The 19757-nt window shown below is 41.4% G+C and carries 17 protein-coding genes and 1 other RNA gene; 15 read left to right on the top strand and 3 right to left on the bottom strand.

Annotation, left to right across the window (positions count from 1 at the left end):
• The first annotated feature begins 39 nt into the window (after positions 1 to 39).
• From M3182_RS05980 to M3182_RS05935, 10 genes are all read left to right on the top strand, one after another.
• A complete protein-coding gene (locus M3182_RS05980) occupies positions 40 to 891 on the top strand; it encodes a VOC family protein (protein ID WP_251557390.1) in 852 nt (283 codons plus the stop codon).
• Positions 892 to 895: 4 nt separating this feature from the next.
• Positions 896 to 1996 (top strand): FAD-dependent monooxygenase, encoded by a 1101-nt coding sequence (locus M3182_RS05975; protein WP_251557389.1) that lies wholly within the window; start codon positions 896 to 898, stop codon positions 1994 to 1996.
• A 32-nt stretch (positions 1997 to 2028) separates the two neighbouring features.
• Entirely contained in the window at positions 2029 to 2766 is a 738-nt protein-coding gene (locus M3182_RS05970; protein ID WP_251426383.1) for a GTP cyclohydrolase II, read from the top strand.
• Positions 2767 to 2832: 66 nt separating this feature from the next.
• Complete coding sequence (gene ribD, locus M3182_RS05965) at positions 2833 to 3927, top strand: bifunctional diaminohydroxyphosphoribosylaminopyrimidine deaminase/5-amino-6-(5-phosphoribosylamino)uracil reductase RibD (RefSeq protein ID WP_251557388.1); 1095 nt, start codon at positions 2833 to 2835, stop codon at positions 3925 to 3927.
• A gap of 62 nt (positions 3928 to 3989) precedes the next feature.
• Positions 3990 to 4544: a 5' nucleotidase, NT5C type gene (locus M3182_RS05960; RefSeq protein WP_251557387.1), complete on the top strand. Its 555-nt coding sequence runs from the start codon at positions 3990 to 3992 to the stop codon at positions 4542 to 4544.
• 533 nt (positions 4545 to 5077) lie between these two features.
• On the top strand, positions 5078 to 6697 hold the full coding sequence (locus M3182_RS05955; RefSeq protein WP_251557386.1) for an ATP-binding protein: 1620 nt from the start codon (positions 5078 to 5080) through the stop codon (positions 6695 to 6697).
• 434 nt (positions 6698 to 7131) lie between these two features.
• The gene (locus M3182_RS05950) at positions 7132 to 8010 is read left to right on the top strand and encodes a TetR/AcrR family transcriptional regulator (RefSeq protein ID WP_251426379.1); all 879 of its coding nucleotides are present in this window, start codon (positions 7132 to 7134) and stop codon (positions 8008 to 8010) included.
• Between the two features lie 42 nt (positions 8011 to 8052).
• Positions 8053 to 8922 (top strand): efflux RND transporter periplasmic adaptor subunit, encoded by an 870-nt coding sequence (locus M3182_RS05945; protein ID WP_251426378.1) that lies wholly within the window; start codon positions 8053 to 8055, stop codon positions 8920 to 8922.
• Positions 8919 to 12002 (top strand): efflux RND transporter permease subunit, encoded by a 3084-nt coding sequence (locus M3182_RS05940; protein WP_251557385.1) that lies wholly within the window; start codon positions 8919 to 8921, stop codon positions 12000 to 12002. Before M3182_RS05945 ends, M3182_RS05940 begins: the two co-directional genes overlap by 4 nt.
• A 130-nt stretch (positions 12003 to 12132) precedes the next feature.
• Positions 12133 to 12789, top strand: coding sequence for a hypothetical protein (locus M3182_RS05935; protein ID WP_251557384.1), 657 nt, complete (start codon positions 12133 to 12135; stop codon positions 12787 to 12789).
• 469 nt (positions 12790 to 13258) lie between these two features.
• On the opposite strand, the gene M3182_RS05930 is transcribed toward M3182_RS05935, so the two are convergent.
• Positions 13259 to 13489 carry a hypothetical protein gene (locus M3182_RS05930; RefSeq protein ID WP_251557383.1) on the bottom strand — a complete coding sequence of 77 codons (231 nt, stop codon included), beginning with the start codon at positions 13487 to 13489 and terminating at the stop codon, positions 13259 to 13261.
• A 233-nt stretch (positions 13490 to 13722) separates the two neighbouring features.
• On the opposite strand from M3182_RS05930, the gene pxpB reads away from it, so the two are divergent.
• The 4 genes from pxpB (at position 13723) to ssrS (ending at position 16418) form a co-directional block, all read left to right on the top strand.
• On the top strand, positions 13723 to 14490 hold the full coding sequence (pxpB, locus tag M3182_RS05925) for a 5-oxoprolinase subunit PxpB (RefSeq protein ID WP_251426374.1): 768 nt from the start codon (positions 13723 to 13725) through the stop codon (positions 14488 to 14490).
• A gap of 47 nt (positions 14491 to 14537) precedes the next feature.
• Entirely contained in the window at positions 14538 to 15296 is a 759-nt protein-coding gene (locus tag M3182_RS05920; protein ID WP_251557382.1) for a LamB/YcsF family protein, read from the top strand.
• A gap of 1 nt (position 15297) precedes the next feature.
• Positions 15298 to 16170, top strand: a complete 873-nt coding sequence (locus M3182_RS05915; protein ID WP_251557381.1) for a 5-oxoprolinase subunit C family protein — start codon at positions 15298 to 15300, stop codon at positions 16168 to 16170.
• A 51-nt stretch (positions 16171 to 16221) separates the two neighbouring features.
• Positions 16222 to 16418: non-coding RNA, 6S RNA (gene ssrS, locus M3182_RS05910), on the top strand.
• 588 nt (positions 16419 to 17006) lie between these two features.
• Here the strand turns inward: ssrS and M3182_RS05905 are convergent.
• Complete coding sequence (locus tag M3182_RS05905; RefSeq protein ID WP_251426371.1) at positions 17007 to 17234, bottom strand: twin-arginine translocase TatA/TatE family subunit; 228 nt, start codon at positions 17232 to 17234, stop codon at positions 17007 to 17009.
• A gap of 108 nt (positions 17235 to 17342) precedes the next feature.
• A complete protein-coding gene (locus tag M3182_RS05900) occupies positions 17343 to 18788 on the bottom strand; it encodes an alkaline phosphatase PhoX (protein ID WP_251426370.1) in 1446 nt (481 codons plus the stop codon).
• Between the two features lie 571 nt (positions 18789 to 19359).
• On the opposite strand from M3182_RS05900, the gene M3182_RS05895 reads away from it, so the two are divergent.
• Positions 19360 to 19710 (top strand): WXG100 family type VII secretion target, encoded by a 351-nt coding sequence (locus M3182_RS05895; RefSeq protein WP_251426369.1) that lies wholly within the window; start codon positions 19360 to 19362, stop codon positions 19708 to 19710.
• The last annotated feature ends 47 nt before the right edge of the window (positions 19711 to 19757 follow it).

Genomic DNA, 19757 nt, shown 5'->3' with positions numbered 1-19757 from the left:
AATATAAAATCAAAACAACCAAATTGGAGGAATAAATAAATGACCTTTCACCAAAAACCACACACATTCGTCTCACAGGTTCATTTAAATGTACAAGATTTGCAACGTTCACTTAAGTTTTACCAAGAAATTCTTGGTTTGAAAATAATAGAAAAAAATGATCACAAGGCAGTGCTTACCGCAGACGGAAAGCAACCACTTGTTACGATTGAACAGCCAGAAGGCGTTCAGCCAAAGCAACAACGAACAACAGGGCTTTACCATTATGCATTGTTGTTGCCGAATCGAAAGGATCTGGCGAAATTCATTCTTCATATGGTAAAAACACAATATCCATTGCAAGGCGGATCAGACCATGATGTCAGTGAGGCTCTTTACTTGGCGGATCCAGATGGGAACGGAATCGAAGTTTATACGGACCGCCCTGCTTCAGAATGGAAATGGAACGGCGATGAAGTCGTGATGACAACGGAACCGATGGATGTGGAGAGCATTATAAGAGAAGACGATGGAACAGCATTTACTGGACTTCCTGCAGGAACGATTATGGGACATATCCATTTGCATGTTGCTGAATTTAAAAAAATTGAAGAGTTTTACTGTCAAGCGCTAGGTTTTGATATTGTTTGTCGATACGGTGGCCAGGCATTGTTTATCTCAACAGGCGGTTATCACCATCATATTGGCTTAAATACATGGAGTGGCGTAGGCGCTCCGGCACCTGCAGAGAACAGTGTTGGAATGAGTTTTTATACAACGGTTTTCCCAAGCGAAGTTGCACGTGAAGAGGCGATAGTAAGATTACAGGATATTGGCGCTAAAGTGACAGAAGTACAAGGGAAACTGTTTGTTAAGGATCCTTCTGGAAATAAAATTGAATTGAGTGTGTAGAATTGTGATACTTGAAAAGGATGTATGTATTGTTGGTGCGGGACCAGGAGGGGCGTTGTTAGGACTATTGCTAGCAAAACAGGGGATATCCGTAAGTGTTCTTGAACGACATACAGGAATCGATAAGGAATTCCGCGGCGAACATTTGAATCAAGAAGGCGAAGCGATTTTACGTCAATATGGCTTATATGAAAAAGTGGAACACGAAGGTTTGTTGTTGATGGAGCGAGTGGAGTACTGGCAGGATGGAAAAGCTTTTAAAACCATTTCTCCAAGTGGTGATGAACGCCATGTCGGCATACATGTTCCTCAACGAAATTTATTAAGTATTTTGCTAGGGGAATCCCAAGTTTTCCCTCATTATCGCTTAGAAATTGGTGCTAAGGTAACCGATATCTATTACGATGAAAATCACTCACATATGGTTGTAAAAGCTAAAAAAGATAGCCAGGAAGTGACCGTCCATTGTAAGGTTGTAATTGGGGCTGACGGGCGGTTTTCAACAGTTCGTAAATTAACCGGAATCCCGTATTCAACGTATAAACATGGATATGATCTTCTTTGGGCGAAAATTCAGAGCCCGAGTGGTTGGGAGCCGACGATTCGCCAAGCTCTGATTCAACAAAAGCAGTTGGCTTTGTTCACCCAAGCAGGAGGTTATGTGCAAATTGGTTGGAATATTGAGGAAGGGGCGTTTCCGCTTTTAAGAAAGCAGTCATTTGAGCCTTTTCTTCAGTTAGCAATCGATGCGTTTCCTGATTTGGAGAACAGCCTACGGAAGCAAATTCACTCCTGGAATGATTTTATTTTATTAAATGTCCATAGCTCTCAATGTGAGACATGGGTGCAGGACGGAGTTGTCCTTATGGGGGATGCAGCTCATACGATGAGCCCTACCGGTGCGTATGGAATTAATGCTGCACTAGCTGATGCAAATGTTTTGAGTGAGTTATTGGTGGATGCGCTACAAGCGGGTGATGTCAGCATGGAGAGGCTAAAACAATTTGAAACACAGCGTTGGGATGCAGTGCTTACCTTACAAAAAATGCAACGGTTGAAAGAAGAAACGTATATAGAGAATTTTCCCGTTCCTGCTTCCGTCTAGGAGTAGTTATTGGGAGGTATGGAGGAACGTAGATGGAACAAGTTCAAGTAAAAACAAATATGCTTTCGATTTTAGAAGATAAAATCCAATTGATTCGTTCGGGAGAAGAAGCCATTTATTTGGTTGGCCCGATTAAGCTCCCAGTTAAACTAGATGGGGAAACGGTAGAATTCAAATGGTATAGTTGGTTGAAAACAGAAGATGTCATCGAGGATTTTGAGACTGTCATTCGTCGGTTGTCGACTAGTAAACTAGCGGAAATGCAACAATCTAGCGTACTCGTTTATGGTGATTTTGAGTATGGAGAGGATGCGTTGATTCGCATGCATTCCATTTGTCATACAGGTGATATTTTTGGAAGCAAACGCTGTGATTGTGGTTTCCAACTTCGTCAATCGATGAAAATGATGGTCGAGCATGGAACCGGAGCGTTGTTTTACTTAGCAAATCATGAAGGACGTGGCATTGGGCTATTTAGCAAAGCTATGGCTTATATTCTTCAAGAAAATGGATATGATACGGTGGAGGCAAACCAAGCACTTGGATTTGAGGATGATTCACGAGACTACGACGAAGCCATCCAAGTGTTAAAAGCGCTACGGCCTGTAAAACCCGTTACTTTGATTACCAACAATCCGAAAAAACTAGAAGCATTAAAAGCAGCAGGACTCCCTGTTTCTGGGCGTACTCCATTATGGGGAGACATATCCGAATACAATGAACGCTACTTACAAACAAAAATCAAAAAGTCAGGACACCTGAAACAATAAATGGAAATTTCTTGGATGGTGCCTGGCACCTTCCAGTTGTCTTCCAAAAAAGGAGATGTTGGCTGGATGAATCATGAGTTTTATATGGAGTTGGCTTTGCAAAATGCGCGGGCGATGAAAGGGCAGACCGACCCTAACCCGATTGTCGGTTCGGTGATCGTGAATGAAAACAGAATTGTCGGGATTGGTACTCATTTGAAAGCTGGAGAGCCCCATGCGGAAATTCATGCGCTTCGAATGGCGGGAAAGAAGGCGAAAGGTGGCACCATTTATGTCACGCTTGAACCATGTTCCCATCACGGTCGTACAGGTCCGTGTGCTGAGGCAATCGCTAAGGCAGGTCTTAAGAAAGTGGTAATTGCCACTTTAGACCCTAACCCAGTTGTTGCGGGGAATGGGGTGAAAATCCTCGAGGATGCCGGTATTGAAGTCATTACTGGAGTCTGTGAGGAAGAGTCACGCCAGATGAATGAAGTTTTCAACAAATTTATTGTGGAAAAAACACCGTTTATCACGATGAAATCCGGTTCGACCTTAGATGGGAAAATTGCTACTCATACTAATAGCAGCAAATGGATTACATCTGAAGAAGCGCGACAGGATGTTCACAAACTTCGAAGCGAAAATATGGCGATTTTGGTTGGCGTTAATACGGTGATTCATGATGACCCAGAATTAACAGCTAGAATACCAAACGGCCGCAATCCAATTCGACTTGTTTTGGATTCCAGTTTAAGAATTCCACTAGAGTCAAAAGTAGTCACCGATCAAAAAGCCGAGACATGGGTGTTTACGAGTGAAAAACATGATCCAGAAAAACGTGTTAAGCTGGAGGATATGGGGGTTTCTGTTTTTGTGACAAGTGGGGCGGAGACAGTCAACTTACAGGATGTCGTCGCTATATTAGGTGAGAAACTGGTTTCCTCTGTATTCATTGAAGGCGGTGGAACCGTAAATGGTGCGTTCTTACAAGCAGGGCTGATTGACAAAGTTGTCCTCTACATGGCTCCAAAACTAGTAGGTGGAAAGAATGCTCCAACGTTTTTAGAAGGAGATGGAGTCGCAGAAATGAGCGACGCGATTGACTTGGCAGATACCACCATCACTCCGATTGGCAAAGACTTTAAAATTGTAGGCTATCCTGTTTACACAAAAGCATAGTGTTAACAGATTCTGGATGGTGCCTGGCACCATCCATTTTACTGGAAAGAGGTGTTTGGTACATGAGATTAGGTTTTGATATTGACGATACGTTGATTAATTTACGGGAGCATGCGTTTCATCTTTATAATCATAAATTGAAGAAAAACATTGATGTAAAGGCTTTTCACTCTTTGAATAGAGTGGAAATTCATGAGCCTTTTGGTTTGAGTGACGAAGAAGGGCAGCAGATGTGGAACGGATCATTAGAAGAGATCTATTATACATCTTGCCCTGCTTTTCCGGGTGCGTTGGAAAAGCTGAACGAGTGGGCGGAACAAGGTCATGAAATCTACTATATTACGTCAAGACCAAAAGAACATGGGGAGCGAACGAAAAAGTGGATGATTGAACAAGGATTCCCTGTACAAGAAGGCCGATTTTACTATGGAATGAAAGACTCGGAGAAAGTGGAAATTATTCGGGACTTAAGGCTTGACTATTATTTTGACGATAAGCCAGAGGTATTAGAGACTTTGAGAAATGAATCTTTGAAAGTTTATGTGAAAGATCAATCCTATAATCAACATCTTGAGCTTCCTCGCCTAATACATTGGCAGGATTTTAAATTCATTTAAGTTAATCTAATAGAGATTAACTGGGAGAAAACTGGATGGTGCCAGGCACCATCCAGCTTTTGGTAAACACCTCGCCGTCGTGATTCTAAAATTTGGTATGCAAAATGATTAGGGATTTGTAGAATCCTATGATATAATTCTCATTACCGTTTTCTTTATCATATTTTGCCCCTGCTCTTTCTATAGGAGCAGGGTTTTTTCTTTTCTCCATTTATCTTCCCCAAACGTTTAAGTACGAAATTGGACCTATGTCTTCTTCTATCCTCGTTTACTACCAAGCAACGAGCTTTCTGAGCATTGATATGAGAACTTCTCTAAAAGACGGGAAAAATGACCCATCTACAATGTAATTCAAAAGTTGATCACACTGAAACAAGACAGTCGACTCCCCATAAAAAAGAACTTTATCACTAAATTTCACTATTTATACAAAAAATTGGAATAAGTTTAGCGAAATAAGTATAGAAAATGGAACGAAGGTGTTTTAAGATAGGAGAATATCTGACAATTTTCCTAGAATGGTGGAGTGTAATTTGTACTTATTGGACTATCTAATCAATCTAGCAATTTTTTCGTTGCTTGTAGTTTTGCCACTAGTTTTTCTAGGATATAAACAGTATCAACCTCTTAAGCACTACAAGTTATGGATTGGTTTATACGGAGGAGTCGTTTCTTTTCTTTTAGTCAGGTTGGCCATTCATCAAGAAGGGTATTCTTATGATTTACGCTATGCCCCGGTAATTCTAGTATTTACTTATTTTGGCCCAATACCAGGGTTTTTGACCGGGATTTTCGCACTAGCTGCACGACTCATTGAAGGTGGAAATTTGCTGCCAGTGATAATCGGCTGGTCTTGTATTTTATTAGCATTCACACTCACTTATCCTTTCATAAAGCACCTCCGTCTCATAAAAAAACTTAGTACATTATTTATTGTTTATACAGGTTTTTATTTACTGACAGTACAAGTTTTTCAAATTATGGTCGATAATCCGTTTTTTCACTTCGAATACGTGTTGTTTGTTCTCTTTGCAGTCATCCTCGGTTCCGTGTTGTTGGAATCGTATGCAAAGCTTTATCGAATGAATCAAAAGTTATCGAAATTGTATAAGTTGGTTGCAGAAAGTGAATCCAACTACCGTCTGATTGCTGAAAATACATCGGACCTCATTTTAGTCATTTCTGAAGACAAAAAGATTAGTTATTTATCACCATCACATCACTCTGTACTAGGGTATGATTGTGCACATTTTATGAACATGAAGCTAGGCACTTTGCTGCATCCTGATGATAAAGAAATGTTTCTCACGACAATTGATAAAATGTTTATTACTAAAAAATCTTCAACGCTTGAGTTTCGGTTACAGCACAAAGATGGACATTGGATTGAATTCGAGTCACGCTGTAAACCGGTTGTGGGAGAAAATGATCGCGTTAAACATATTGTCAATATTAGTCGAGACATTACTGAACGAAAAAAATCGGAGGAACTTTTATTGCAGTCAGAAAAGCTCTCGATTGTTGGTGAATTAGCAGCAGGAGTTGCACATGAAATCAGAAACCCACTTACCACCATTAAAGGGTTTGTACAATTAAATAGGGTAGTAGGCGGCTCAGTTCAATACAATGATTTGGTTTTAAGTGAATTGGAGCGAATTGAAAGCATTACAACAGAACTGCTGTCGCTTGGGAAGCCTCAAGCAGTAACGCTTTCGCAAACAAATCTAGGCAGGCTTGTGGAAAACACACTTGAAATTATGGCACCTCAAGCTGTTATGAGTAATATTGAAATTGAATTTCAGGCTCCAGATGAGCCAATCTTCATTACCTGTGAGCAGAATCAAGTAAAGCAAGTGTTTTTAAACATTATAAAAAATGCTATGGAAGCGATGCCAAGTGGAGGGGAAATTCGGGTTGAACTAAAGAAGTCCGGAGAAGATCAATGTCAGGTCCGCTTTCAGGACTCTGGATACGGGATACCGGAAGAACTTCTGCCACGCTTAGGTGAGCCTTTTTATACATTAAAAGAAAAAGGAACCGGCTTAGGTTTAATGATTTGTCATAAAATTATTCAGCAACATCATGGTCAAATCCACTATCGAAGCAAAGTAGGGGAAGGAACCACGGTTGAAATAACCCTGCCAACTTTATAGGTGGGAATTACTGGATGGTGCCAGGCACCATCCAGTTTATTCCCAATTTAGCTTTTGAAATGCTACCCATGCATTTAGTTGTAGTAGGGTTAGAAGTTGTATATGATCGAAAGGTGAAAAATTTATGACTGACTAGTTAGTCATATCTGTTTTTCCAAATAAAAAAAGAAACCATTGGACAGGTTAAGCCGTAAACAAACCATGGGATTAGTTCTATAGAAAACTTATTTTACCCTTGGCACTCTGCTTTTACTTTTTGCCCTGTAAAGAAGAAAATTGATTGTGCATCCAGAGCACCGTTCTATCATTAACGAAATTGGCCTACTGGTTTCACTTTAGGGCAAACAGGCTAGCTGTAGAAGTTAAACGATAAACCAAATTGTCCATGAAGACAGCTTTTTTACCAAAACCGTATGTTGAGGTAGGTGTTGCTGATGAATGAAAAGAAACGAAATTTGATCCAAGCTGGGATGAAATTATTTGCCAGCAAAGGCTATCACCGGACTTCGGTTCAGGAAATTACCAGTGAAGCGGGTGTGTCAAAAGGCGCGTTTTATCTCTACTTTCAATCAAAAGAAGAGTTTATCGCTGTGGCCTATCAGTATTTTTATTCGCAAATGAAAGAGAAAATGGAGCAGGTAAGAAAGGAAAACCTTAAACCACGGGAAAGTTTCGCCATTCAGATTGCCAACTGGTTTCAATATGTCTATGAACATCGTGATTTTCTGATCATGCATTTGGAAGAGCAGATCACAATTGCAGGGAGTTTGGAGAAGCTGGCGACAGAAATCAAAGTGGATAACTACCACTGGTTACGTGGAAATATCGAAAACCTCTATGGGGCCAGTCAAATCCAACCTTTTCTGATGGATGCAGTGATTCAAATGGATGGCATGCTCCACTCTTACTTAAAATGGATGATCTTTGAGGGAGTGGAGTTTGATTTTAAAAAGGGTGGAAAGTTTCTCGTTCAGAGGCTAGACAATCTTGTCACTGGGATGATGGAGAAGGAGTCTGCGCTTTTCTCTCCTAACCAAGTTCCAACCATTTATGTACATACCAAAGACTCCGACGCCAAAAAACTGAATGGTTTACTGGTGGAATTAAAGGAAAAAATACAATCTATGAATCTTCCCGCTTCTAAAATGAATGAATTGCAGGAAGTTATGCAAGTCATAGAAGGGGAGTTAGCAAAAGACGAATGCCAGCCTGTTGTGCTAAAAGGATTATTCGCGCATTATAACCAATTTCCTGAAGTACAGAAGGAATGCCAGGAGTTAGCCAAGCTTTTAAAAATTACCTTATTGCCATAGAAGAACACCTAATAATCCCCTCAATTGAAAGGAGTAACCTATATGAAAAAAATACTTCTCAGTGCCACAGCGGTGCTGATGCTTTCGACGTTAGCCGCATGTTCAGGAGCAGATTCGGATTCAACCGATGCTAGCGAGGAAAAAAGAATTGCTGCTGTTGAAGTGGAGGAAGCAACGAAGGGAGATTTTACCCTGGAACGCTCCCTGTTCGGACGTACGGCTCCAAATCAAACGACGCCCATTCTTCTCCAAGCTCCTGGTGAAATCGATTCATTAGAAGTCAGCAATGGTGATGAGGTTGAAGAGGATGAAATCATCGCAAAAATTAAAACCCAAGTTGGAACGCAAAACATCCGCGCGCCTAAAGACGGAGAGATTGCCAACTTAGCGGCTAGCGAAGGCAGTACGGTTTCAAATGAAGAGCCATTTGCGATTGTAGCTGACCTTGAAACCATCAAGGTGAACTTCACGGTCACAGCTGATGTCCGGAACTTGTTTGAGGTTGATAAAAAAATGACGGCAACCATCAACAATAAAGAATATGAGGCATCAATCTCCTCTATTAGCACGATGCCAGATGATAGCGGTTTGTACCCAGTTGAGGCAATAGTAGAAAATGAAGAAAAAGAGATTTTACCAGGGATGGTAGCTGAACTGGCTGTTCCGGAAAAGCGGTTAAAAGACGCAGTAATTATTCCAACCGCGTCGATTGTTGAAGAAGACGATGAAACATATGTATATATTGTTGAAGACAATCTAGCAAGAAAACAAGCGGTCACTGTTGTGGAAACGCAATCTGTCGAGTCTGCGATTAAAGGGGAAGTCAAACAAGGAGATCAACTTGTGGTTACAGGTCAACTGACACTCTCTGATGGCGTTCAAGTGAACGTCGTGAAAGGAGAAAGTAAGTGAAACTTGTTGAAACGTCTGTAAAACGTCCAGTCGGCGTCATTATGATTGTGCTGGCCATCATCGCACTTGGCTTTGTTTCAGTCCGCAGCTTAGCAGTGGATCTTTTTCCTAAAATTGACCTTCCGATTGCGGTTGTGGCCACAAGCTATCAAGATGCCGCCCCAGAAGATGTAGAAAATTTAATCAGCCGTGTTCTTGAAGGCTCGGTTAGTACAGTAGAAGGGATTGATACGATTCAGTCCCAATCACAAGCAGGTTCTTCACTTGTAATGATGATGTTTAAAAATGATGTGGATTTGGATCAAGCGCTTCTCGATGTACGAGAAAAGGTTGATCAAGTGAAAGGAATGCTGCCAGAACAAGCAGGGGACCCTACTATTTTGCGATTCAGTCCTGAAGCAATGCCGGTGATGTATATCGGGTTAACAGGAAAAGACGCAGCTAAGCTCACAGAATTGAGCAATGAGCAAATTGTTCCTTATTTGGAGCGCCAAGGTGGCGTAGCATCGGTTTCTGTAGAGGGTGCCAAAGAACGTGAAATTCAGATTGAGTTAGATTTGGCAGCTATGCAGCAATATGGTGTGAATGCGCAGAATATCATTCAAGCGCTAAATAGCACGAATCAATCGGGTTCGGTAGGTACGGTCGATAAGGGGCAACAAAATCTTCAGTTAAGGGTGAAAGGAGAATTTGAGTCGGTTGAGGATATTGGCTCAACCATCATAAAAACTCCAACTGGAGCAAATATTCTACTAAAAGATGTCGCAGATGTTCAAGATACCTTTAACGAGACGACGTCAAGCGCGTTTGTGAATGGAGAAACCTCGCTTGTATTATCTGTCATGAAACAGACGGATGCGAACACCGTTGAAGTGGCGAACAACATCCGAAATAGCCTAGAAGGACTAGAAACCGAGTTGGGCTCCGACGTCGAACTCAAGGTTTTAATTGATACATCTGAATTTATCACGATGTCCATTGACTCTGTTATTTCGAATATTTTAATTGGTGGAGTCATTGCCGTCATTGTCTTGCTGTTATTTTTAAATAGTGTAAGAGCTACGCTTGTTATTGGTCTTTCGATTCCAATTGCGCTGATTTCAACGTTTGCGCTTATGTATTTTACAGGTCAGACGTTGAATGTCCTTACACTTGGTGGTTTGGCACTTGGTGTTGGAATGATGGTTGATAGCTCGATAGTTATTTTAGAAAATATTTATTCTTATCGAAAGAAAGGCTACAGTTTAAAAGAAGCAGCAATTACAGGTGCTTCTGAATTGGCTCCAGCAGTTATTGCTTCAACGACAACGACGATCGTCGTGTTTTTACCAATGGTGTTTGTTGAAGGAATTGCCTCAGACCTATTTATGCCATTAGGATTAGCAGTCGCCTTCTCACTTGTGGCCTCGCTTGTGGTCGCGATTACCTTGGTGCCAATGTTGTCTTCGAAGTTGTTGTCAAAGGCAATGGAGAAAGATGGACGTCGCACTTGGTTTGACCGCTTCCTTGACAAGGTTCGCACGCGATATAGCAGCGGGTTAAAAAGAATATTGAAATTCAGAAAAACGACTGTATTTATTACGATTTTAGCCATTGTCGGAAGTTTGGCGTTGATTCCTTTGATTGGTGCGGAACTAATGCCTGCAGCGGATCAAGGTCAAGCCCAAATTACTGTGGAGACCGAGGTCGGAACAAATTCGGATTATATGCTCGGAATTGTTGAGCAAGTGAATGAAATCATCGCTGAGTATGACGATGTGGTGGACGTTAGTTATGTAACGGTGAGCAACGGTGGGATGGGCATGATGGGGCCAACTTCATCCAATCAGGCCACATATACCCTGCAATTGATTCCAGTTTCGGAAAGGGATCAATCAACAACCGATATCATGCTCGAAATGGATGAAAAACTTCAATCGATTGCCGGGGCAGATATCACCGCGAGTGCAATGAATGCGGGCTTAAGCACTGGTAGTCCAATTCAAATCGAATTAAATGGTCCCGAGCATGAAGTTTTAAGAGAGTTATCCGATCAAGTGGTTGCGGAAATTTCCACAATTGATGGGGTGTTAAATCCATCTACTGGAGCATCCGAAGGTGTTCCCCAGATGAGTATAGTGATTGATGAGGGAAAAGCGGCGTCTTACGGCTTGACTCAAGAGCAAATTATGAGTCAAGTTCAAATGCAATTTATGGGTCAAACGGCGACACGTTATCGTGAAGAAGGGCAAGAAATGAATGTCGTGCTCGTCTATCCGGAGGGTGAACGTAGCACCATTAATGATGCAATGGATATGAAAATTCAAACCGCATCAGGTGCTCAAATTCCATTAGACGAAGTAGCAGATTTCATTGAAACTCAAGGCCCGGTAGCGTTGCATAGACAAAATCAGCAACCACAAGCAAACGTTACTAGTGATATTTCTGGACGGAACTTGGCAAAGGTTACATCGGATATCGAGTCGCATCTTGATGCGATGAATTTCCCAGAAGGCTATAGCTACACCATAGGTGGTGACGCGGCCGACATGGCAGACGCTTTCGTTGACCTAGCAGTTGCTTTGGTTTTCTCGATTTTCTTGGTTTATGCCGTGATGGCGGTTCAGTTTGAAAACCTCTTATATCCATTTATTATCATGTTCGCCTTGCCAACAGCAGTGATTGGGGTTCTTGGTGGTTTGTTTATTGCAGATATCCCATTGAGTGTTCCTGCTTTTATTGGAATCATTATGCTCGCCGGGATTGTCGTGAACAACTCAATCGTGTTGGTGGATTACATCAATATTTTAAGAGGCCGTGGAATGGAACGGAATGAAGCCATTGTTGAGGCTGGACGAAGTAGGTTGCGCCCAATCTTAATGACGACGTTAACGACCGTTCTTGCCATGATTCCACTAGGGTTGGCTTTAGGAGAAGGAGCCGAAATGCAACAACCGCTTGCGATAACGATTATCTTTGGCTTAAGCGTATCGACTCTATTCACTTTATTCCTTGTCCCTGTCATCTACAGCATGTTTGACGACCTCACAAAATGGATGACTGGCCGACGAAAAAAACGCAAACCAAATATGGAAATTTAATGGATGGTGCCTGGCACCATCCATTTTTTTACCACAATTACCAACCGCTTCCTTGGAATCTGTTTTCCCACTTTCATATGTATGTCATAATAACAGAATAGAAGTCTTTAAGAGAGGGGGGACTGGCTTCATGCTCGATGTTGTGTATGGGGTTATTTTTGTTGTTGCGGTTTATTATATAGTAAGTTATCAGTTGAACTTGAAGAAAGCTGCTGAAATCGCTCATCAGGCTATATATCCAAAGTTGAAGGAAGAGTTTGATAATATACTCATCCCCGCAGAATGGAAAGCAATGCAGCCACTTTCAAAAACAGAAAACTCCTATCTTTATGTTAAATGGGGGACTGCGGCTGTCTTATTTTTAGCGACCGTTTTGATGGGAATCATCCTTTTTACTGATTGGTTAAGCTCTTCTTTCTTTAACGTTATTTATTTCCTTTTTGTTATGATTCAAGCGATTCCACATCGAGGAAATTTATTTATTTTTCCGAACGGAGTGATTATGAATGCTAAGTATTATTCTTCTAAACAGATTGAATCGTACAAAGTAGAACAAATCATACGGTGGCATGAATTATATGGATTAGATGACCGTGTCAACAATGGCTATAAATTGACTTTTCGCTTTAAAAAGTTCAATTTTTTTCAGAACAATTTTGTCGTTGTGCCAGACCGACAGCAGCTAGAGCGACTGATTGGGCTGTTAAATGACCAAGGCATAACAGGCAGCGCAGTTCCGGTAAACGGAGACGGCAATGAGAAAGAAACCTACCAATTCAAGGGGTGATATTAAGATTATCTTAACCAAGAATATTTACCCTTCGACTTCTTTCCTACAAGAGGACGTATATAAAAGTAGGACGGAAATTTGGTTGTTTTCTATGTAGGTTTTTCTGTAGAGGAGAAAGCAGCCCCCTTAACTAGCGACCCCGCGGTTCAATCCTTTAGTAAGTTGGTTTTTCCTAGCATTGACACTGCTCTTGGGTCTGGGAGTGGGGAAATACGTTTGGCTAAAGATCAGAAAAGGATTTCTGATAATAATTCTTTGGGGTGGGAGAAAATGGATGGTGCCAGGCACTAACCATTTTCTCCCAAAAAAGCGAACTGACAGGTACTTATTTCACCACAAAATAGGGTGATACAAATTTACGCATAGACTGTATTTGCTGGTTTTATAGGTTAGTCTAATGGAACAAAAATAAGAGCCAACACCTGTACTTGAAGGTAAACGGATCAAAATATATGGATGTAAGAACTTATTGATTTTTACTTTGCCCTTGCCCTTGTTGAGGCACTTCTTGTGCTTCATTACCGGTGAGGTTGCCAACCGTTCCGCTAATCACATTAGCGAATTGATCAAAAGACTCCATTATTCCACCATGTACTTGACCGTCTAGCGGACTTGGTTGTGTCTTGTTGTTCTGCTTTTGACTTTGACTTTGACTCTGACTCTGATTCATCTGTTGCTGTCGGTTTTGATTCTCCATCCTGCATTCCTCCAATCAAATTTCCAATAAGCTTATTGTTCGATGAACAATCCCTCCTTTATACACCACATTATTTTCCTTATTCCTTATGTGTATGTTTAGGTTCTTCCAGTTCAATTCCAGGTGACAGGCACCATCCAGTTTTCTGGGAACCTGTCTGATTTAACTATTGAAAAGATTCGAATATTTTTGTAGGATTCAAGCTATAAACACCGGGGGATGGAGGGAAACGGATGACAGAAGGTAAAGATGAGCAAAACCGTTTGCCGTTGGTGATGCGAACGGGGGAAAGAAGTCTTCGTTTTCAATTCGGAGACAAGCTGGACCAGGGAACGTATCAAAAGGTGCTTCACTTTTCAAGGCTTGTGGAGCAGGAGCGAGACATGCTCCTTCAAGAATGGGTTCCCAGTTATCACACCGTAACACTTTATTTTAAAAAAGCTCCCCAAAACATAAACAAGGTTATTGACCATTATTTAACCAAATGGCTGGAAGTCGATCGAACAATGTGCATAAAGACAAATAAACCATTAAGCATATCTAGAAAGGTTAGCATTCCGGTCTGTTATGATGAAGAATTTAGTTTGGATATGGAACGAATCAGCAACCATACGAACTTAAATAGGCAAGAAATCATAAACATGCATGCTGAGACTGTATATACCGTTTATATGATCGGTTTTTTACCTGGTTTTCCTTATTTAGGCGAGTTAAATAAAAAGCTTGCGACACCGCGACTCGAAAGCCCAAGACGAAGAGTTGCAAAAGGGACGGTTGGAATTGGGGGGCAGCAAACAGGAATCTACCCATTAGAAAGCCCGGGAGGTTGGAACATTATTGGGAAAACACCGCTAGATTTATTTCACCCCGACAGGAAGGAACCATTTTTGCTACAAACGGGCGACCAACTGACTTTTCAACCAATTAGCGAGCACGAATTTTACACCATGGAGAAACAACTTAAGCAGCAGCCTATGTTGATTAACGATTTCATTAACTGAACCCTACTGCAGGTTAAGAAAAGATAAACGGGAAGAGGAGGAGTTTTATGCGAATTGATTTAAATGCGGATATCGGTGAAAGCTTTGGTGCCTATAAAATTGGGGAAGATGACAAGTTGCTATCTCATATCACTTCGGCCAATATTGCGTGCGGCTTTCATGCTGGGGATTTTCATGTGATGAGTCGAACAGTAAAGCTTGCGAAGGAAAAAGGCGTTGGAGTAGGAGCTCATCCAGGTTACCCGGACATTCAAGGGTTTGGAAGACGAGAGCTAGTGATGACACCACAAGAAATTTACGAAATGGTTATATATCAGATTGGTGCTTTGCAGGGGTTTTGTAAAATTTACGATGTCCCCTTACAACATGTAAAGCCACATGGAGCTTTATACAATGCAGCAGCTGTAAACAGAAAGATTGCGGAGGCGATAGCGGAAGCAGTATATGATGTGGCGCCGGAATCAATTCTATTTGGATTATGCAACAGTGAATTGATTTTGGCAGGAAAACAGCGAGGGTTAAAAACGGCTGCAGAGGCTTTTGCTGATCGGCGGTATACGGATGAAGGAAAGTTAGTCTCGCGGCAACAACCTCATGCGGTTTTACCTACATTTGCTGAAATTCTTGAGCAAGTAAAACAAATCCTTCTTCATCAACGGGTTCAAACAGAGTCAGGTCAATGGTGCCGGTTACAGGCAGATACGATCTGTTTTCACGGCGATGGTGCAAATGTGGCTGAGCATACTGCGCAAATCCGCCAGGCATTGGAAAACGAAGAAATCAAAGTTCTTAGGGTGGGAATTTAAAATGATTCCACTGTTAAAAGTGAATAGCCCCGGTACCTACAGTTCGATTCAAGATTCAGGTAGGTTTGGCTACCAGCGATATGGTGTTCCTGCTTCAGGAGCAATGGATAAAAAAGCGTTTAATTTGGGCCATTATATTCTTGGAAACAAAGATAAACCGCCAGCTCTTGAACTTTTTTTCGGAGGCCAAAAGTTTGAAGTATTGAGCGACCATCGGATTGTTCTAGTTGGTGCAGATCTAGGCGCAAAATTGGATGGAGAACCATGTCCAAGGTGGAAAACGGTTCCTATCTATAAAGGGCAGGTTTTAGAATTTACGAGGATGGTTGAAGGAAGCATTGCTTATTTAATCCCAGAAGGGGGCTTCCGTGCTAAAAGATTTCTAGGGAGTGCTTCGGTTTATCCAAAAGGCAAGCTTGGAACCATATTAACAAAAGAGCAGATCTTATATGCAAATCAAGCTGCACAAAGTACATTTAAAAGAGGACTTTCACCTGCGAAAATTCCAAAATACCAACAAAACATAAATGTAAGTGTTTGGAGAAGCCCACATTTGGATTATTTTACGAAAGATGCGCTTGACCAATTTATCCGGTCTTCCTATACGCTAAAAGCTGGTGACCGGATGGGGTATCTTTTAGATGGCCCAAAGTTGGAATTTCGTAAAAGTAGTGACTTGTTGTCAGAAGCGACTCAATTTGGAACCGTTCAAGTACCTAATAGCGGTCAGCCGATTATATTAATGACAGATGCGCAAACGGTTGGTGGCTATGCTACGATTGGAAAGATTGCTGAGGATGATTTATGGAAAGTTGCACAACTACAAATAGGTGGAGAGATCACATTTGAGTGGGAAGATGAAAATATTTTTTAATTCACCACCTATTTCCATTGATTCTCTACCCAACATTGGGTATTATATAAACATAAGCTGCGTTGTTCGTAATCGTATTTAAGTTTTAACCTTTAAGCTGTAATAGGGAGTTTTACATCGAAACTGAATTGACAGGCCTCCGTCTATATGACAAAGAGGACAGGCAGGAAGGTTTCTGCGAACACCCACTTTGAGGAGTGGTGGTTTAAAACTTTCTTATCTAACATTACGGCAAATGCGGCTGTACATAATGGTAGAACTCACAAACCAGTTTCCAATCGGAAGCTGGTTTTTTATGTTGCTTAGCTTGAGTTCATAAAAGGCTATTTTCGTAAAGATTGTTGTTAAAATCCTATAGCCGATTTTAACGTGGGATAAGCCATTTTATGCGTTCATACTAAGTTTACTGGCTCTTTTCTCCTGAATTTAAAGTTGCTGTCCAGTGAAAACACAGCTAATTCTCTTATTCTTTATATTTAAAAGCAAAAAAGTTTGAGAAAAGAGCGTTATAAAAAAAGAATGCTTCTTTAAAAGGTAAGCACCCTTTTTATGTAAAAAATGAAATTTATGTTCAGGGCTAAGCATTTGTTACGCTGAAAGTAATCGGGGGTTTGAATCGTCTGCAAGGACCATTGAGGTGATTATTTTGCTACTTTCTGCGCACAAAGACGGCACTTTGCGCATTTCTGACACTGTTTTTGTTCTTTCTTTTCTCCTTTTTGTTTGTACGCAATTTTTACGGTCATGTTTATTCTCCTTTCCATTGTGAAGACATTAAATATGTATTTTTTTATAGCGGAATGGTCAGACAATGACCATTCCTAATTTGGTTGGGTTTAAGCCTGCTTCTGAACGTCCGAACCATCTACAGCGGATAAAACCACTTTTTCCTTCGTAGGTTTCTGTTCTTCCTCGTTATTCACTAAGTCACGTGTGGCTTTTTTAAACTCTTTTAAGGTATTTCCAAAAGCTCTCCCAATTTCAGGCAACTTCGAAGGACCAAAAATAATCAACGCCAGCACCAAAATCAAAATCAACCCAGGAACCCCAATATTCTGCAACATCATTTAACCTCCTAATTTTTGGATGGTGCCTGGCACCATCCATTTTTATGGGAATTAAGTGGGAGTTCTCTGGAAGGTGCCAGGCACCTTCCAGGAATTTACCAACTGTTAAAGGATTGGCATGCCGTGGCGCTCTAATGCAGCGGCTTCGAGTAGGCTCATGCCTTGGTCTTCAGCGAAAGCTGCAAGCTTATCAGAGACGACTGGTCCAAGGTTTGCAGGAGGTGCTGCATATCCCATGGCTCGTTGGCGGGCAGCGTTGCGGCGGGCGAATGGTCCCCAAATCGCAAACGTAATCCCTGGAGTTTGAACGTTCACAAAGAATGTGTTGCCATCGGTAGAGAAAGTAGGGCCAGCAAACTCCGATCCGTTCAACGTGTTTTCAGCGAAGGTATACACATTTCCTTCAGGGGTCATCCCGATGATTCTGTCGTTGCCACCGCCATCTTCCGCGATCCAAAGGTCGCCCCATGGCGTCATACAAATATTGTCTGGCATCTCTAAGTCGTTCTTATCTGTCGATTCATAGAAAAGCTCTAGTGTATTCGTGGCAGGAAAGTAGCGGTATACTCGGCCAAGACTTCCATCTCCCGCACTTGTATCATCAAACCAGAACACACCTGCGGAAAAGAAAGCCCCCTCTAAGCGGCTAAACTGAATACAACCTTTATCTTTCGCATCTTGTTGGGCGCGCTCAGGATTGACTTCTTTCCATACGACACCAAACTGTTGGCCTCTTTCAAACGTGCTCGCTTTAGATGCAGGAAGTTCATCAATGGCTAATGCTTCTAATTTGCCGCCTTTTTGCAGTGAGCCAAGCGTCTGGCTTCGATCATTTGGAGTAAAGCGATAAAGGAAGCTTGGACTTGCGTCTTCTGTTAAATACCAGACGCCTGTTTCCGGATCAACAGCACATGCTTCATGTGAAAAATAACCCATGTCACGAATCGGAGTACGTGACATTTCATTTTCAGGGTCAAGTGGATTGACTTCAAACACAAAACCGTGTCCCATATTACGTGTTTCCTCACAAGTTAACCACGTTCCCCAAGTAGTTGCTCCGCCGGCACAGTTCCGAATTGTACCGGAACTTGTGACGTACTCTTTAATGACTTCACGGTTAGGGCCAACAATTAATGCAGTTGTACCACCAGCTGCGCCTTTACTCCAAGGGTTTTTCCCGTTAACAGGATATTGCGAGTTTGTACTATTTTCATGGTTGCGGACAAGAATCGTTGTGTTTTTCTCTCCCTTATACGCAGCCATACCATCTAACATCGCAGGAACTAAGTCTCCATTGGACATGGGATCGCCTGTTTTTGAAATAATCTTGTAATGAAATCCTTTTGGAAGGTCAAGTATCCCATTTGGGTCCTTTACGAGAGGACCATATCCACCAAAACCACTCGTTGGATTGGTTGGTGTTGCTGCAGATGCCGTAGCGATTCCCCCGAGTGATGAAATTCCAGTAGTTCCGAGTGCCAGCGCTAATGTACTAGCTCCGCCAACTTTTAAAAAATCACGTCTGTTCATTCCGTTATTGCTAGAATTCATTCTCCATTCCTCCAGCTCCTAGTATTATGGGATGCACTTGTCCTTTGTCCCATCTCCCTATTAAAAGTTATCAGACTATTCTTAACGGAACGTTAAAGCTTTGTAATACTTTGTTAAAACTAGCTGAACAAGCTCTGTATCCTGTTTTCTACTTGTGAAACTTACAGATTAAGTTAATTTTAGTAGTCAATAGTCATAGAATTAAAAAGTGATATCCCAAACAAGAAATTAGAAATAGGTAGAAGGGCTATTTTTATTTGAAGATTTTGTGGATTTAGTATTGATTTTATATAAATGGTAAAAACTTATTACTTGATAAAAAGGGGTAAAAAAGCCTAATTTTTGCGAGGGATTATTGTTTATCAGTGAAAAAGTTAAGTCTTAATACCTTGTCACCTTCGATAGATCTAGTTCTTTAAACCTAAATAATTATGTTTGAATATCTTCATACACCCATTTTCCCCTGAAGAACGACTCCCCAAGTTCTTTATTTTCACACTGAATCATTGTTATAATCGTTAAGATATAAATAGTAAATAACTAGTTTAATTGGAAAAAAGAAGGTGTACATATGGGGATCAATGTGGGCCTAGCGCAAGCACAGGCAGGGAAGTTGAGTCGTTATGCGGCAACGCTTCATGATGTGAAAAATCAACTAAACGGAGTAAAAGGAAGTTTAAATCAGGGCTGGCAAGCGAAAGAAATGATGTATATCAACGAAACCATTGATAGCATCAATAGAGAAATCGCCAACTTATCTACAAAATTAGAGAACATTGGTAGCGATATTGTCGCGACTGCACAGCAAATCAAACGCGAAGAAGAAGCGAAGGCACGGGCAGAAGCAGAAGCAGAAGCACGAGCACGAGCAGAAGCAGAGGCGAAGGCAAAAGCGGAAGCAGCGGCCAAGAAAGAAGATTAAGAAGAACCAGGTAGAAGAGGTTGAATCATTTCAATTTATACGGAAGA

Origin of the sequence: Mesobacillus maritimus, from assembly GCF_023715205.1 — a bacterium.
Taxonomy (GTDB): Bacteria; Bacillota; Bacilli; order Bacillales; family Cytobacillaceae; genus Mesobacillus_B; species Mesobacillus_B maritimus_C.
The sequence above is the reverse complement of the archived record's forward strand: the minus strand, read 5'-3'. Positions and strand labels throughout refer to the sequence as shown.